This window comes from Anaerostipes sp., assembly GCF_018381315.1.
Taxonomy (GTDB): Bacteria; Bacillota; Clostridia; order Lachnospirales; family Lachnospiraceae; genus Anaerostipes.
Genome location: NZ_JAGZSD010000004.1, coordinates 148020 through 161702, shown reverse-complemented (window position 1 = coordinate 161702; position 13683 = coordinate 148020). Strand labels below are relative to the sequence as shown.

Here is a 13683-nt window from a genome sequence, read left to right as displayed (position 1 = left end):
TCTAAAAATTGCATATCGAAGTAGAGAATAATAGATTCTCCAACTTCAGGGCAGAGTGAGACGCCGGCAGGCGTCAATTCTCGACTGGCGGTGATACTTTTTTTAAGATAAGTCCGCGAACCGAAAGGCCGATTGAGTGTGAATCTCAAACCAACAGTATAGTCTGGATGAAAGAAGTAACGATGGGCGGTATTTTTGTACCGTTCGATGTAGCCCTGTCATTGGTGACATGGGCGTTTTTTATTTTACAGGATTTATTAGGCGTTTCCTGTATCATAAAAGCATTGTTAAATGGAGGAGAAAGAAAATGATGAATGAAACTGTAACAGTAAGTAAAGTAAATGTAAGAAAGATCACAGTAACTGCTATGCTGGGTGCGCTGGCGGCAATCCTGATGTTTTTTGAGTTCAGCGTGCCGTTTATTATGCCGGGATTTATTAAGATGGACTTTTCTGAACTTCCTGCGCTGATCGCCGCATTCGCTATGGGACCTGTGTCCGGGATTGCAGTCTGCTTTATTAAAAATATTGTAAATCTTCTGCACACAACTTCAGGCGGAGTAGGAGAGATCTCCAACTTTATCTTAGGAGTGTGCTTTGTGCTTCCGGCCGGCCTGATTTACAGAAGAAACAAAACACAAAAAGGTGCCCTGATCGGTGCGCTGGCAGGGGCTGTTCTCATGGCGGTTGTAAGTATCTTTTCCAACTACTTCATTGTCTATCCTGTTTATGAGAATTTCATGCCGATGGAGGCGATCATCGGTGCTTATCAGGCCATCAACCACAATGTTAAGAATCTGTGGGATGCATTGATCTGGTTTAATATGCCGTTCACCTTTGTAAAAGGCATGTTCAGTGTTGTGATTACATTTCTTGTTTACAAGAGGATTTCACCGATCCTGAAGGGAAAACACTAAAAGTTGCTGCAGAATGAAAAAACCTCTGTCGAAAGACAGAGGTTTTTGTTTATGTTAATTCAGCTTTTGTTTTGCATTGTCTAAAAATGAATCAGCAGCTACAATGTAGCGTTCATGAGTTCCGATACCGATGCGGCCTTTGTTGTCCATGATCTCTACCTGAAACTCTAATTTCTTGCGGTTGATCTCTGTCAGATGGCATTGGCAGGTGACACGGCATCCAACCGGTGTGGCGGAAACATGGGAAATGTTCAAGTTGGTGCCGACTGTGGTCATGCCGTCATCCAGCTTTCCTTCCAACAGCTTTACAGCAGCCTTTTCTACCAAAAGCACCATGGCAGGTGTTGCGTAAACAGGAAGGCTTCCGCTTCCCCAGCGGGCGGCGGTCAGTTCGTCAGTGACCTCTTCTGCAAGGGTAATCTTGTCTCCAATTTCAATTTTCATAAGTTGTCCTCTCTTACTATATTCCGAATCATTTAGGATTAGTATCATTTTATACACTTAGTATAGCAAAATAATATAAAAATGCCATAGTTTTTTATGATTTATTTGTAATCTGTATCTATATGAACTTTTTTCTGACCGTGCACAGACACAAAAGTCCTGAAAATACTATGGTACAAAGCTGATAAATACGTTAAAATAGTTCTTGACGGATATAATATTATGGAAACAGATAAGGAGGAATCTTATTGAAATTATATATGATGAGACACGGAGAGACTCCATGGAATAAAATACGCAGGATTCAGGGACAGTCTGATGTGGATTTAAGTGAAGCAGGCAGGGAAGCCGCCAGGCTTACCAGAAAAGCACTGAAGGATGTAAGCTTTGACGCAGCCTATACAAGTCCGCTGAGCAGGGCCAGAGAAACAGGAGAGATTATTCTGGAGGGAAGAGGAATTCCTCTGCTGGAGGATGAACGGCTCAAGGAAGCTAATTTCGGTCCCTATGAAGGGGCGCATCTGAAGGAATTATATGAAAAAAAGGAACCAATCCTGGATTTTTTTGACCGGCCCGAGCAGATGGCTTTGATTCAGGGGGCTGAGACCCCGGCACAGGTTGTGGAAAGGGCCGGAGTCTTTTTAGAGGAATTTATCCTTCCTTTAGAAAAAGAAGCGGAAAGTGTTATTTTATTTACCCACGGAGCTTTTATTCATGGAATGCTGACCAACATGTATAAAAGAGAGGTCAAGGACTTCTGGAAAGGCCCCAAGCTTAAGAACTGCTCCGTCAGCACAGCTTTAGTCGAGAACGGGCAGTTCCGCGTTTTAAGTGAGGCCGAGGTCTTTTACTGATATTTAGAAATGTACAGGATACCAAAGGAGACATGCGATGACGAAATATGAATTTTTAAAGGAGCTCCGGGAGACACTGGAGGGACAGGTGGCGGAGAGTGAGATCGAGGATTCTGTTTCCTATTACAGGGATTATTTCAGCCGTCAGGAGTCAGAGGGCAGGACAGAGCAGGAGATTTTAGAGGAATTGGGAAGCCCCAGGCTGATCGCCAAATCTATTATTGAGACGAAAGGCGGAGAGCAGATTTATTATGAGGATACCTACGAAGAACCGGCAGAAGAAGAACAGGGTTCGCAGAAAGTTTTCATCTTTGATTCATTTTTATCCAAAATAGGATGTCTGGCGGCCCTGATTATAGTAATTGTTCTGATCGGCAGCGTGTTTGCTGTAGCACTGCGTTTTATCGGGCCGGTTCTTCTGATTCTTCTTCTGATTTATCTTATTAAAAATGTGTTTGGAAAGCGGTAGGAAACGGTTATGGATATCATTCGTGAAGTAAATGCAGCCATGAAACAGATTATACAATACAGAGAAGATCTGCACAGGCATCCGGAAACGGCATTTAAAGAACAAAAGACGACAGATTATATTAAGAGACGGCTGCAGGAAATGAAGATACCATACACGCCTCTGGATCCCACAGGAGCAGTGGCTGAGATCGGAGAAGGAAGCCGGGTCATAGCCCTGAGGGCTGATATTGACGCTCTGCAGGTAAAGGAGGATACTGGATGCTCCTTTGTCTCTGAACATCCGGGATATATGCATGCATGCGGACATGACGGACATACAGCGATTCTGCTCGGGACTGCACAAATTCTAAAAAAATATGAAAAGGAATTAAAAAAGAAAATTCTTCTGGTTTTCCAGCCTGCGGAAGAAACTGCCCAGGGAGCAAAATTAGTTTTAGAGTCGGGACTTTTAGATCATACAGACGAGATTTTTGGGCTTCATATCTTTTCAGGAATCGAGGCAGGGAAGATCTCTGTCGAGGCCGGTCCCAGAATGGCTGCAACGGACTGGTTTTCAATTGATATCAGCGGAAAGGCGGGACACGCAGGAAAACCTCATCTGTGTACGGATGCCACAGTGGCTGCAGCCGCTGTCGTCATGAATCTGCAGACAATTGTCAGCAGAAATACCGATCCTCTGGATTCCGCAGTCGTTACAGTAGGGAAACTGGTTTCCGGGACTGCGAGAAATGTCATATCCGGACATGCCAGACTGGAGGGGACTGTCCGCACATTTTCCGAGGATACGGAGCAGATGGTCAAAGAGCGTGTGATTGAGATTGCCTGCAGCACTGCAAAACAGTTCGGCGGAGAAGCCGTGGCAGATTATCCGGCTTCCAGCCATCCTCCTCTGGTGAACAGTGTGTCAGCAGTAAAACGGGCAGAACGGGGAGCAGAAAAGGTGTTTTCTGAAGACGATTTTGTCCATGTGCCGCCGATGATGCTGGGAGAAGACTACTCCAACTATCTGAAGACGATTCCGGGGGCATTTGCGTTTGTAGGCGGAGGCACAGACCAGTTTCCGAATCATCACGGCAGATTTGATATGGATGAGCGCGCACTCTTAAGCGGAGTAAAACTGATGCTGGCCTATGCCATGGAAGAGTGATGGGAACAGGGGTGCAGGAATACGAAAAAACGGCAGAATGTACAGGATTTCGTGCTAGACCGCAAATCACAAGTATGCTATAATCATAGCCAAAGAAAAATAAGGCCGTTACAAGGCCTTGGATATTATAAAACCAGATAAAAAGGCGGGTAATTATGAATTTAGTTTATCGTAGTACAAGAAACAGGGAAGAGACAGCAACTGCTTCCGAAGCGATTCTGAAAGGTTTGACCAATGACGGAGGGCTTTTTGTGCCGGATTCTATTCCGAAGCTGGAAGTTTCTGCAGAAGACCTGACAAAGATGACATATCAGGAAATTGCATATGCAGTGATGAAGGAATTTCTCACAGATTTTACAGAAGAAGAGTTAAAGGCGTGTATCGCCAATGCATATGATGAAAAGTTCGATACAGAGGAGATTGCTCCGCTGGTGAAAGTAGGAGATGTGTATTATCTTGAACTGTTCCATGGTTCTACGATTGCATTTAAGGATATGGCACTTTCTATCCTGCCTCACCTTTTAGTCACCTCTGCGAAAAAGAATGCTGTAAAGAACGAGATTGTTATTCTCACCGCTACTTCCGGAGATACAGGAAAGGCAGCTCTGGCCGGATTTGCTGATGTGCCGGGAACAAAGATCATTGTCTTTTATCCAAAGTCCGGTGTCAGCCCGATTCAGGAAAAGCAGATGCTGACGCAGAAGGGTGACAATACATTTGTCATTGGTATCAAAGGTAATTTTGATGATGCCCAGACCGGTGTCAAAAAGATGTTTTCCAATAAAGAACTTGCAGAGGTGATGGACCAGAACGGATATCAGTTCTCATCAGCCAACTCAATCAATATCGGACGGCTGGTTCCGCAGATTGTATACTATGTAAAGGCATATGCAGAACTGGTGAGCAGGGGTGCTGTAAAGGCGGGAGATCCAATGAACGTAGCAGTGCCGACCGGAAACTTCGGGAATATCCTGGCTGCCTTTTATGCAAAACAGATGGGCATCCCGATCGGAAAGTTCATCTGTGCTTCTAATGAAAATAAAGTATTATTTGATTTCTTCCAGACAGGTGAGTATGACAGAAAACGTGAATTCGTTGTGACTTCATCTCCGTCTATGGATATTCTGATCTCCAGCAATCTGGAGCGTATGATCTACAGAATCACAGGGAATAATGCTGATCAGTGTGCGAAATTTATGAATGCACTGACAACAGACGGTGCATATGAAATTACAAAAGAGATGAGGGATCAGCTTTCTGAATTCTTTGGAGCTTATGCAACCGAGGAAGAGACAAAGGAAAAGATTAAACAGGTTTACGTGGATCAGGACTACGTTCTTGATACCCACACTGCAGTGGCATCTGTGGCATATGACAAATATGTCAGGGACAGCGGTGACAGGACTCCGGCAGTGATCGCATCTACAGCAAGTCCGTATAAGTTTACAAGAAGTGTTATGAATGCGATTGATCCAAAATATGATGAAAAGTCTGATTTTGAATTGGTAGATGAGTTACATAAGATTTCAGGCGTGGATGTTCCGAATGCTATTGAAGAGATCAGAACAGCTCCGATTCTTCATGATACAGTCTGTGAAACAGCAGGAATGGAAGAAGAAGTAAAGAAAATCTTGAATCTTAAATAATGAAGTCTTAAAAGACGGCAGAGTTTTGATATTCTGCCGTCTTTTCTGCAGTGTAAGTGGCCGCTCAGACCGCCTTTGCGGGAAGACTGTGGTATCTGCAGAAGAAGATGTAAGTATTGCAGAGATAGAGCGGCATCAGTCTGGACGTACCGCGCGCTATAGGGTATAATTTAAGAAAAATATGTGAGGAGACGATGATTATGCCAAAGGATTTATTTGATAAGATTGAACAGACGATTACAAGTACAGGAAAAGCAGCGGCGAAAAAGGCCAGAGAAGTAGCGGATACTGCTAAAATTAAAAATGATATCCGTGTTGCGAAGCGTGAATTGGATGATTTGTATGAACAGGTTGGACGGCAGTATTTTGAGTCTCATATGGATTATCCGGAAGCGGATTATATTGATTTGTTTAATCTCATTGAAAAAATCCGCGGAGATATTAAAGTCATGGAAGCAGACTTGGAAATGGTAAAAGAAGAGGAATAGACAGTTTTAAGAGAATACAGTCAAAAAGCCGGCAGGATGAGAAGATCACCTGCCGGCTTTTTATTTGTCCTAAAGATTTGTCCTTCGTTCCATAAGATACTTTGTCAGGAAGAAGGAAACGAAGATCTCTATAATGCAGCCTATCAGTACCATAGGCATCAGGTAATAGCAGAATTCCTCCAGTCCTGTAAAGTTCATAAAGTTCGGGAAAAACAATGAAACTATATTACTTACCAGGGAGAGCGCTGCGGTCGCCAGGAAATAAGTACCTATAGATGCGGCCAGGCGGTGGTTCGGCAAAAGCCCTCCGATGGTGATGCACAGATATATGAACAGCGGCGATGCCACAGCATTCAGCACCAAAGCAGATAAAGTTTCTGTGATAAACAAAAACCGAATGCCCGCATCAATCTTGCTGAATTCCTGGAATGAAAGAGACAGCACATGGAAGAAATCCTTCCAATAAGGCGTAGCTGCCAGGAAAATAAAAATGGACAGCAGGAACGCAGCAATGGATACCAACATCCAAAAAATACTGATGATAAGTTTGTTCAGAATCTGAAGATTGATGGATACCGGAAGCGTAAAACTCAAATATCCTTCATCTGTGTAAAAGTTTTTGTAAAAACGGTAAAACGAAATAATGAAGCACATGAGGAACAGGGCGATAACCGCAACAACGTAGATGGTCACGATAAAGATACTGAATGTCATGCGCAGAGGGTCGTTTCCGAAGCCGATCATTGCCATAAACAGTTTAAACAGCAATGTAATCCCGCCGAATGTGGCCAGCAGGGGAACAAAATACCGGGCAGTTGCTTTCAGTTCATATTTCAGTAATTTTCCTAGCATTTGAACACCTCCCTGAATAACTGATCTACAGATTTTTGTTTTTCCTCGCGGATCTGGTCCACGGTTGCAGACAAAGTGATTTTACCATTCTGCAAAAACAGAACATCATCCAGGACAGTCTCGATGTCACTGATCAGATGAGTGGAAATGATCAGGCTGGCATCCGGATTGTAATTGGAGATAATAGTTTTTAAGATGTAGTCGCGGGCGGCAGGATCCACACCGGCAATAGGCTCATCCAGAAGGTACAGCTTGGCATTCCGGCTCATGACTAAAATAAGCTGAACCTTTTCCTTTGTCCCCTTAGACAGCGATTTCAGGCGTTTATTTTCATCAATGCCAAGATCCTTCAGCATAAAAAGTGCTTTTTCTTTGTTAAAATCTTTGTAAAAATCATCAAAGTAAGTGAAAACCTCATGGATCTTCATCCATTCCGGCAGATACATACGGTCCGGAAGATATGAAATGTGCTCCCGGGAATGGATGCCCAAAGGCTGGCTGTCAAACAGGATATCGCCTTCTGTTGGTGTCAGAAGATGATTGATCAGTTTGATCAGTGTGCTTTTTCCGCTTCCGTTAGGCCCCAGAAGCCCGATGATCCGTCCGGAAGGGATTTTTAGATTCAGTCTGTCCAAGGCCAAAAATCCGGAATAGACCTTGGAAAGGTTATTGCATTCAAGAATATAATTCATATACATACCTCTCATTGTCATTTTATTAGGTTGATAATATCTTCTCTTGTCAGGCCATATCGCTCCATTTTCTTTAAGAACTCGGAGATTTCTTTTTCAGCGATTGAAGACTGAAGTGATTGAATCAGCTTTTTATCTTCGGTAACAAATCGTCCGCTGGTCCTCTGGGAATAGAGCAGGCCGATCCGTTCCAATTCAGACAGTGCTTTCTGCATCGTGTTGGGATTGACAGAAGCATCAGCTGCCAGATCCCGGACAGAAGGCAGTTTCCCCCCCAGAGGATAAATACCGGAAAGAATATCACCTTGGATATGTTCCATCAGCTGAAGATAAATCGGCCGGTCATCCGTTAATTCCCATGCCATAATATACCTCACTTTCTTGTATTAAGTATCTAGTACAATAATATAATAGGCAAAAGGAAAAGTCAATATTTATTTTAAAATATATTTGACTTGAATTGGGAATATATGTATAATGAGATTAAGAATTGGAAATAAAAGGAGGATTTACATTATGTTTCAAATTGTAGAAATGACCGATATGGGCAACGGCAGAGACTCCAATCAGGATTCTTATCTCTTAAAAGAAGAGGAGTTATGCGGAAAACAGATATTGATGGCAGTTATGTGCGATGGTATGGGAGGACTCAGCAGAGGGGAGATTGCCAGCGGATATATAGTGGGCTCTCTGGACAGGTGGTTCACTCATACGCTTCCGGTTCTTTTGAAACAGAAGATGAAAATTACAAGGATTCAGAAAGAGCTGGTGGCCGCCATTAAAAGGATTAATCACAGACTGATTCTTCTGAGCAGGGAGTATGGCGATTCTATGGGGAGCACACTGACACTTTTATTTGCTGCAGACCGCCGCTTCTTCGTGTTAAATATCGGGGATACCAGGGCCTATTGGTTTGACAGGGAACAGAAGTACGTCACCAGAGACCACACACTTGTACAGGAGGAGGTGAGCCGCGGCCTGCTGACGAAAGAGGAGGCAAAGACCGATGCAAGAAAACATATTCTGATGCAGTGTATCGGTGTGACAAAGGAGATTACCATAGACTGCTACAACGGCAGGCTGAAGTCCGGTATGGAATTTTTGCTGTGCACTGATGGTTTTTACGGCATGCTGAGAGAAGAAGAGATCTATGAGGTGGAGGCTTCCAAGGAGAAGATGAAACAATGGGTCAAAAGCTGTTTTGATAAAGTGAAAGAGAGGGGAGAGCTGGATAATCTGTCATGCATTGTGGTGAAAGTATCCTGATATGGAGAATGAAATCACAGGACCCTATACACTGATAAGAAAGATCGGGCAGGGAGGGGAAGGCGAAGTATACCTGGCCTGGGACAGAAAGCGGACCGGATATATAGCGGTAAAAAGAGTCCGGAGAAAAGTTCTGGACAGCATTCAGGAGGCCGAGATTCTTAAGTGCCTGGATCATCCTGGAATACCAAAATTCATCGGGGTATCAGCAGATAAGGAATTTGTCTGTCTTGCGATGGGTTATATACCTGGTATTACAGTGAAAGAATATATCAGGAGATATGGGAAAGTATCAGAGAAGCAGACAGCTTTATGGGGGATACAGATCAGCAGTATTCTCTCCTATCTTCACGGAAGATTTCCGCCTGTGATTCACTGTGATATCAAACCCTCAAACCTGATCATCTCAAAGGAAGGAACCCTGATCCTGATCGATTTCGGCACTGCAAAACTGGGGAGAAAAGGGAATAAAAAGAAGGGAACCCGGGGTTATGCACCGCCTGAACAGATGGATGCTTTTGGGCAGACAGATGAGCAAAGCGATATTTACAGCCTGGGAATGAGTTTATACCATATGGCCACAGGAAATCATCCATTGGAGAAACCTTGGACAGACAACCTGAACTACGGACTTTCCGATAAATTTTCCAAGATACTGAAAGGCTGTTTGGAGACTGAGAAAAAGAACCGGTTTTCTTCAGCATCGGAAGTCCAAAAGGAGCTTCGAAAGATTGCAGGAAAGCGTTTTAAGATCAGATACATGGCTGCAGCCGCATGCTCTGCTGTTATGATTGGCATTTTCGGCGCAGTTGAAGGAAAGCAGGAACGGCCGGCGGATTCCCGATTTTTGTACATGGCCAAAGAGGAAGAAGGGAAAGATGGAGGGAAATTTTCAACCCGGGCAGTCCGGTATTACGAGATGGCCATAGAGGAAGAGCCTGAGAGTCTGTCTGCATATGAATGTCTTTTGAGATACTATCAGTCAGCTGGAAAGGAAAAGGAGGGACTGCTGGCTCTTGCTGAGTTTATTGAGGCAAAGGATTTTTCTGCCAGGGGAAAAGACCGTCTTCTGATGACTGTGGGAGAGATGTATCTTCAGGGGAAGGAGGGAACAGGAGGATACTCTCCTGACCCGGCTTTGGCTCTCAGATATTTGTCCATGCAGCAGGATCCGTCTGTGACCGGACGGGCTTTGACAGAGCTTGCTGATATCCTTGCAGGAGGTGCCTGTCAGACAGAGAAACTGATGAATCTTCTTGAGAGAATTGAACAAAAGGCTGTCAGTTTCCGGCAGATCTATTTTCTGTACAGAATTTATACTGAAAAAAGAAAGGAACTGGAAGATTTTACAGATGTTGATGAAAAGCAGAGGAAACTTGTAAAGCAGATGGAGGAAAAAGCAGAGCCTGAAGATGACAAAAAGGCTGTTCTGCAGGAGAAACTGGCTTTTTATGAGCGTACGGCAGACAGATATGGACTTAATCTGTGGCTGGAGGCTGCAGAGCAGTGTATGGATGCTGCAAAGCGGGAAGAAGACAAAGCTGAGATACAGATAAAAAAAGCCAGGCTGCTGGCGGAGCATAACAGAAAAAAAGAGGCGGAAAAGGCGTATGAGACAACGATCAGCAGGTATCCGAAAGCTGCGGCCGGATACATTGAATACGGTTTTTATCTGGCCAGAGAAGGAAAAAAGGACATGGCGGCATTGATGTACCGCAGGGCCAGGCAGCTTGGAGCTGCCAGGGACACGGAATTTCAGAGGCTTGGTGCCATATTAGGGGAGGGAAGCAAATAGAGATGTTGGATCGAAAAAAGCTTGCGGGACTGGTTTTTGTTATTGCTGCGGCAGTTTTGGCAGCAGGATATACAGTTTTGGCAGAAGAAAGGGAAGAACCTTCTTTGACATTGGAGTTTGAAGACGGAGAATCAGGTACTTATTTTACAAAGGAAAGAAAGCTGAAGATTGTTCTGAGAAGGGAGGATGCAGAGAAGGAGAAAGTGATCTGTTTTGCCGAGGGGAATGATGGAAAAGAAAAGTGGGATGAAGGAGATATCCAATGGACATCCGGCGGGGAAGGAAGTATCGTTTTTCGGCGTCAGGGCTGGTATCGGGTGACCGCAGTATACGGAGATGAATCATATTCTGTTCCGGAATTCTGTCTGGAGACAAAGGCTCCGGAAAAGCCGGAGGTGAATACAGGTTCATATGAACAGGGGACGTGGACGAACCGTTCCGTTGATATAAAACTTTCCGGAGGCAGTTCGTTTTCCGGCATGACCTGCTTTGAATACAGAGATACAAAAGAAAATGAGTGGAATCCATGTAATGAAGATATGATGAACGTTCAGAAAAATGGGATCCATAACTATCAAATACGGGCAGTATCCAGAGCGGGAAACCGAAGCAAAGCAGTCAGTGTTTGTGTGAAAGTTTGGAAGAAGAATCTCCATAAACCAGATGTGAGATGCACAAAGACAGAGAAAAACGGATGGTACCGGAGGGATGCAAAGATATGGGTAAATGAAAAAAAGGGGCCGGGGCCCGGAATCAGGACAAGGATTAAGGTCAAAAACCTGACAACAGGGAATACCAAAACAACAGAGGGAAACCGGCTGATATTACATGAAGAGGGGAAATATCAGGTCAGTATCAGGCAGAAGGATGAGGCGGGCAATGAATCAAAAAGATCCTGGAGAAAGAATATTTTTCTGGACAGAACGGAGCCTTATATACATATTAAGAGGGAACAGGAAGAGACATATATGCGGAATACATGCAGGATCGAGGTGATTATAAGGGATCGGTTTCTGGATACAGAGAGTGTTCGCTGGGATACCAATGGAGTCATAAGGGAGTTAAAGAGAAAAGGAGATATGATAAGGGCTGATGTTTATTTTGCGGAGGAGGGAAAGCAGAGGCTTTCTGTAGCATGTAAGGATCAGGCAGGAAACTGCGGGGAGTCCTCGGCAGAAGATTTTTTTATTGACAGAAAAGGCCCGGACCTGCAGGTTCAGGGGGTGAAGCCGTTTGGGATTTATAATTTTGCAGCAGAACCTCAGGTTACCTGTACAGATGAAAGTCCTGCAGAGATCTCACTTTCATTAAACGGAAAACTTGTAAAGACTGAAAAAGTCCAGCCCGGAAAGCAGATCAAGCTTTCTTATCCGAAATTGTCTCAGGATGGGTACTATTCTGCTGAGATCTGTGCCCAGGACAGCGCCGGCAACAAGACATCGGAAAAGCTTTCTTTTACTGTAAGCTGTAAGGGTACGGAGATTGTGCCGGTCCAAAAAACGATACATACAAGCAATTCAGGAGAGAAGGAAACCCGGTTCGGCTTTCATATAAAGAATGTAGTGCCGGCCTACGTGACAGAGTTTTCAGTGAACGGAAAGACTGTGCCATATGAGCGGAAAGGAGATGACCTGTATGTAAACCGGAAATATCTAAAGAACGGGAAAAACCAGATCAAGGTAAAAATGAAAGATCTGACCGGACATGAAAATACGATACAGACGCCGCTGGAATTTATCCATGATACAGAGCCACCTGTGATTCTTGTATCCGGGGTCAGAAACGGAAGCACATATAAGGGGAAAAAAGAAATTCAGGTAAAGGTTCAGGGGAGTGCCGGCCGCCTGACGGGCCTGTGGATCGATGAAAAGAAAATATCCGCTGCCGGAGACCAGGTGATGATTCAGTGTAAGACAAAGGGAAAACACCGGATCAAGGCTGAAGCTGTGGGAGCATCCGGTGCAAAGTCCAGCAAAGCAGTGTCATTTGAAATTGAAGACAAACATTCCGGCATTTATGACAGCCTGTATCAATTTATCCCTGCCGGCATCTATATTCCGGCAGCATTTTATCTTGTATTTTTCTTCTGCAGAACCCGAAAATCATAAGAAACAAGTTAAAATCTTCTCTATTCTGTGTTATAATGAGGCTTATTGCAGTGGTTTCGTGAAAGGAGATTTAAAATGGCAGAAGAAATAAAAGAGACAATGGAACAATATGAAAATGAATTGGAAGCATCCTTCCGCAAGATGGATGAAGGAGATATAGTTGAGGGTGATGTCTTAAGTGTCAGCGATGAAGAAGCAGTCATTGACTTAAAGTATTACGCTCAGGGGATCCTTAAGGCTTCCGAGTACAGTGATGATCCCAATGTCACGTTGACAGAAGTTTTGAAAGAGGGAGACAGGGTAAAAGCAAAAGTAATATCTGCTGACGACGGAGAAGGCAATATCCTGCTGTCTAAACGGGAAGCAAATCAGGTTCTTGCATGGGATCATTTGCAGAAACTGATGGAGGAAGAAACGGTACTTACACTGACAGTAGGCGGAGTTGTCAACGGAGGAGTGATTGTTTATGTAGAAGGCATCCGCGGATTTATTCCGGCTTCACAGCTTTCCCTGAACTATGTGGAAGATCTAAATACATGGTTAAAAAAAGAAGTGGAAGCAAAGATTATCACAGTGGATGAAAGCAAAAACAGGCTTGTGCTGTCAGCAAAAGAGGTGGCAAAAGCAAAGGCCCGGGAGGAACTGAATCATAAGATGGCGATGATGCGTCCGGGAATGGTGCTGGAAGGAACTGTGGAAAATATCATGCCTTACGGAGCATTTGTAGACTTGGGAGACGGACTCAGCGGCCTGATCCATATTTCCCAATTTAGTGAAAAAAGGATCAAAAGCCCGAAAGAGATGGTAGAGGAAGGGCAGAAGGTCAAAGTCAAACTGCTTAAGATTGCAGACAATAAGATCAGCCTGAGCATGAAAGCTCTGGAAGAATCTAAAGAGGCTGAAAAGATTGAGACGGGCATTGAATATAAGGAAGAAGAAAAGGCACAGACCAGCCTTGGAGATTTATTGGCAAATATTAAGTTATAATCAGAGAGGAATCAAAA

General features: G+C 44.0%; 14 protein-coding genes and 1 riboswitch. Of the genes, 10 read left to right on the top strand and 4 right to left on the bottom strand.

The window, feature by feature from the left end; translation table 11 throughout:
- Window positions 1-37: 37 nt before the first annotated feature.
- Window positions 38-183, top strand: a riboswitch (FMN riboswitch).
- 124 nt (window positions 184-307) lie between these two features.
- Window positions 308-916, top strand: a complete 609-nt coding sequence (locus tag KH180_RS04255) for an ECF transporter S component (RefSeq protein ID WP_290756846.1) — start codon at window positions 308-310, stop codon at window positions 914-916.
- A 54-nt stretch (window positions 917-970) separates the two neighbouring features.
- Here the strand turns inward: KH180_RS04255 and KH180_RS04250 are convergent, their stop codons facing one another.
- Window positions 971-1360: a thioesterase family protein gene (locus KH180_RS04250; protein WP_290756843.1), complete on the bottom strand. Its 390-nt coding sequence runs from the start codon at window positions 1358-1360 to the stop codon at window positions 971-973.
- A gap of 248 nt (window positions 1361-1608) precedes the next feature.
- On the opposite strand from KH180_RS04250, the gene KH180_RS04245 reads away from it, so the two are divergent.
- From KH180_RS04245 to KH180_RS04225, 5 genes are all read left to right on the top strand, one after another.
- Complete coding sequence (locus tag KH180_RS04245) at window positions 1609-2214, top strand: histidine phosphatase family protein (protein WP_290756840.1); 606 nt, start codon at window positions 1609-1611, stop codon at window positions 2212-2214.
- Between the two features lie 37 nt (window positions 2215-2251).
- On the top strand, window positions 2252-2683 hold the full coding sequence (locus tag KH180_RS04240; RefSeq protein ID WP_290756837.1) for a DUF1700 domain-containing protein: 432 nt from the start codon (window positions 2252-2254) through the stop codon (window positions 2681-2683).
- Window positions 2684-2692: 9 nt separating this feature from the next.
- Window positions 2693-3832, top strand: coding sequence for a M20 metallopeptidase family protein (locus KH180_RS04235; protein ID WP_290756835.1), 1140 nt, complete (start codon window positions 2693-2695; stop codon window positions 3830-3832).
- Between the two features lie 155 nt (window positions 3833-3987).
- On the top strand, window positions 3988-5478 hold the full coding sequence (gene thrC / locus KH180_RS04230) for a threonine synthase (RefSeq protein WP_290756832.1): 1491 nt from the start codon (window positions 3988-3990) through the stop codon (window positions 5476-5478).
- A 200-nt stretch (window positions 5479-5678) separates the two neighbouring features.
- Window positions 5679-5966 carry a hypothetical protein gene (locus KH180_RS04225; RefSeq protein ID WP_290756830.1) on the top strand — a complete coding sequence of 96 codons (288 nt, stop codon included), beginning with the start codon at window positions 5679-5681 and terminating at the stop codon, window positions 5964-5966.
- A gap of 69 nt (window positions 5967-6035) precedes the next feature.
- Here KH180_RS04225 and KH180_RS04220 read toward each other — a convergent pair whose 3' ends face one another.
- Genes KH180_RS04220 through KH180_RS04210 form a run of 3 tightly spaced genes read right to left on the bottom strand, consistent with a single transcriptional unit; the run spans window position 6036 to window position 7875 of the window.
- On the bottom strand, window positions 6036-6818 hold the full coding sequence (locus KH180_RS04220; protein ID WP_290756828.1) for a hypothetical protein: 783 nt from the start codon (window positions 6816-6818) through the stop codon (window positions 6036-6038).
- Window positions 6812-7510, bottom strand: a complete 699-nt coding sequence (locus KH180_RS04215) for an ABC transporter ATP-binding protein (RefSeq protein ID WP_330624399.1) — start codon at window positions 7508-7510, stop codon at window positions 6812-6814. Before KH180_RS04215 ends, KH180_RS04220 begins: the two co-directional genes overlap by 7 nt.
- A 17-nt stretch (window positions 7511-7527) precedes the next feature.
- Entirely contained in the window at window positions 7528-7875 is a 348-nt protein-coding gene (locus tag KH180_RS04210; protein WP_290756823.1) for a GntR family transcriptional regulator, read from the bottom strand.
- A 151-nt stretch (window positions 7876-8026) separates the two neighbouring features.
- Here KH180_RS04210 and KH180_RS04205 point away from each other — a divergent pair, with 151 nt between their 5' ends.
- From KH180_RS04205 to KH180_RS04190, 4 genes are all read left to right on the top strand, one after another.
- Window positions 8027-8776, top strand: coding sequence for a PP2C family protein-serine/threonine phosphatase (locus tag KH180_RS04205; protein WP_290756821.1), 750 nt, complete (start codon window positions 8027-8029; stop codon window positions 8774-8776).
- A 1-nt stretch (window position 8777) separates the two neighbouring features.
- Entirely contained in the window at window positions 8778-10571 is a 1794-nt protein-coding gene (locus KH180_RS04200) for a serine/threonine-protein kinase (protein WP_290756818.1), read from the top strand.
- 2 nt (window positions 10572-10573) lie between these two features.
- A complete protein-coding gene (locus tag KH180_RS04195; RefSeq protein WP_290756814.1) occupies window positions 10574-12679 on the top strand; it encodes an Ig-like domain-containing protein in 2106 nt (701 codons plus the stop codon).
- A gap of 75 nt (window positions 12680-12754) precedes the next feature.
- Entirely contained in the window at window positions 12755-13666 is a 912-nt protein-coding gene (locus KH180_RS04190) for a S1 RNA-binding domain-containing protein (RefSeq protein ID WP_290756811.1), read from the top strand.
- Window positions 13667-13683 lie beyond the last annotated feature (17 nt).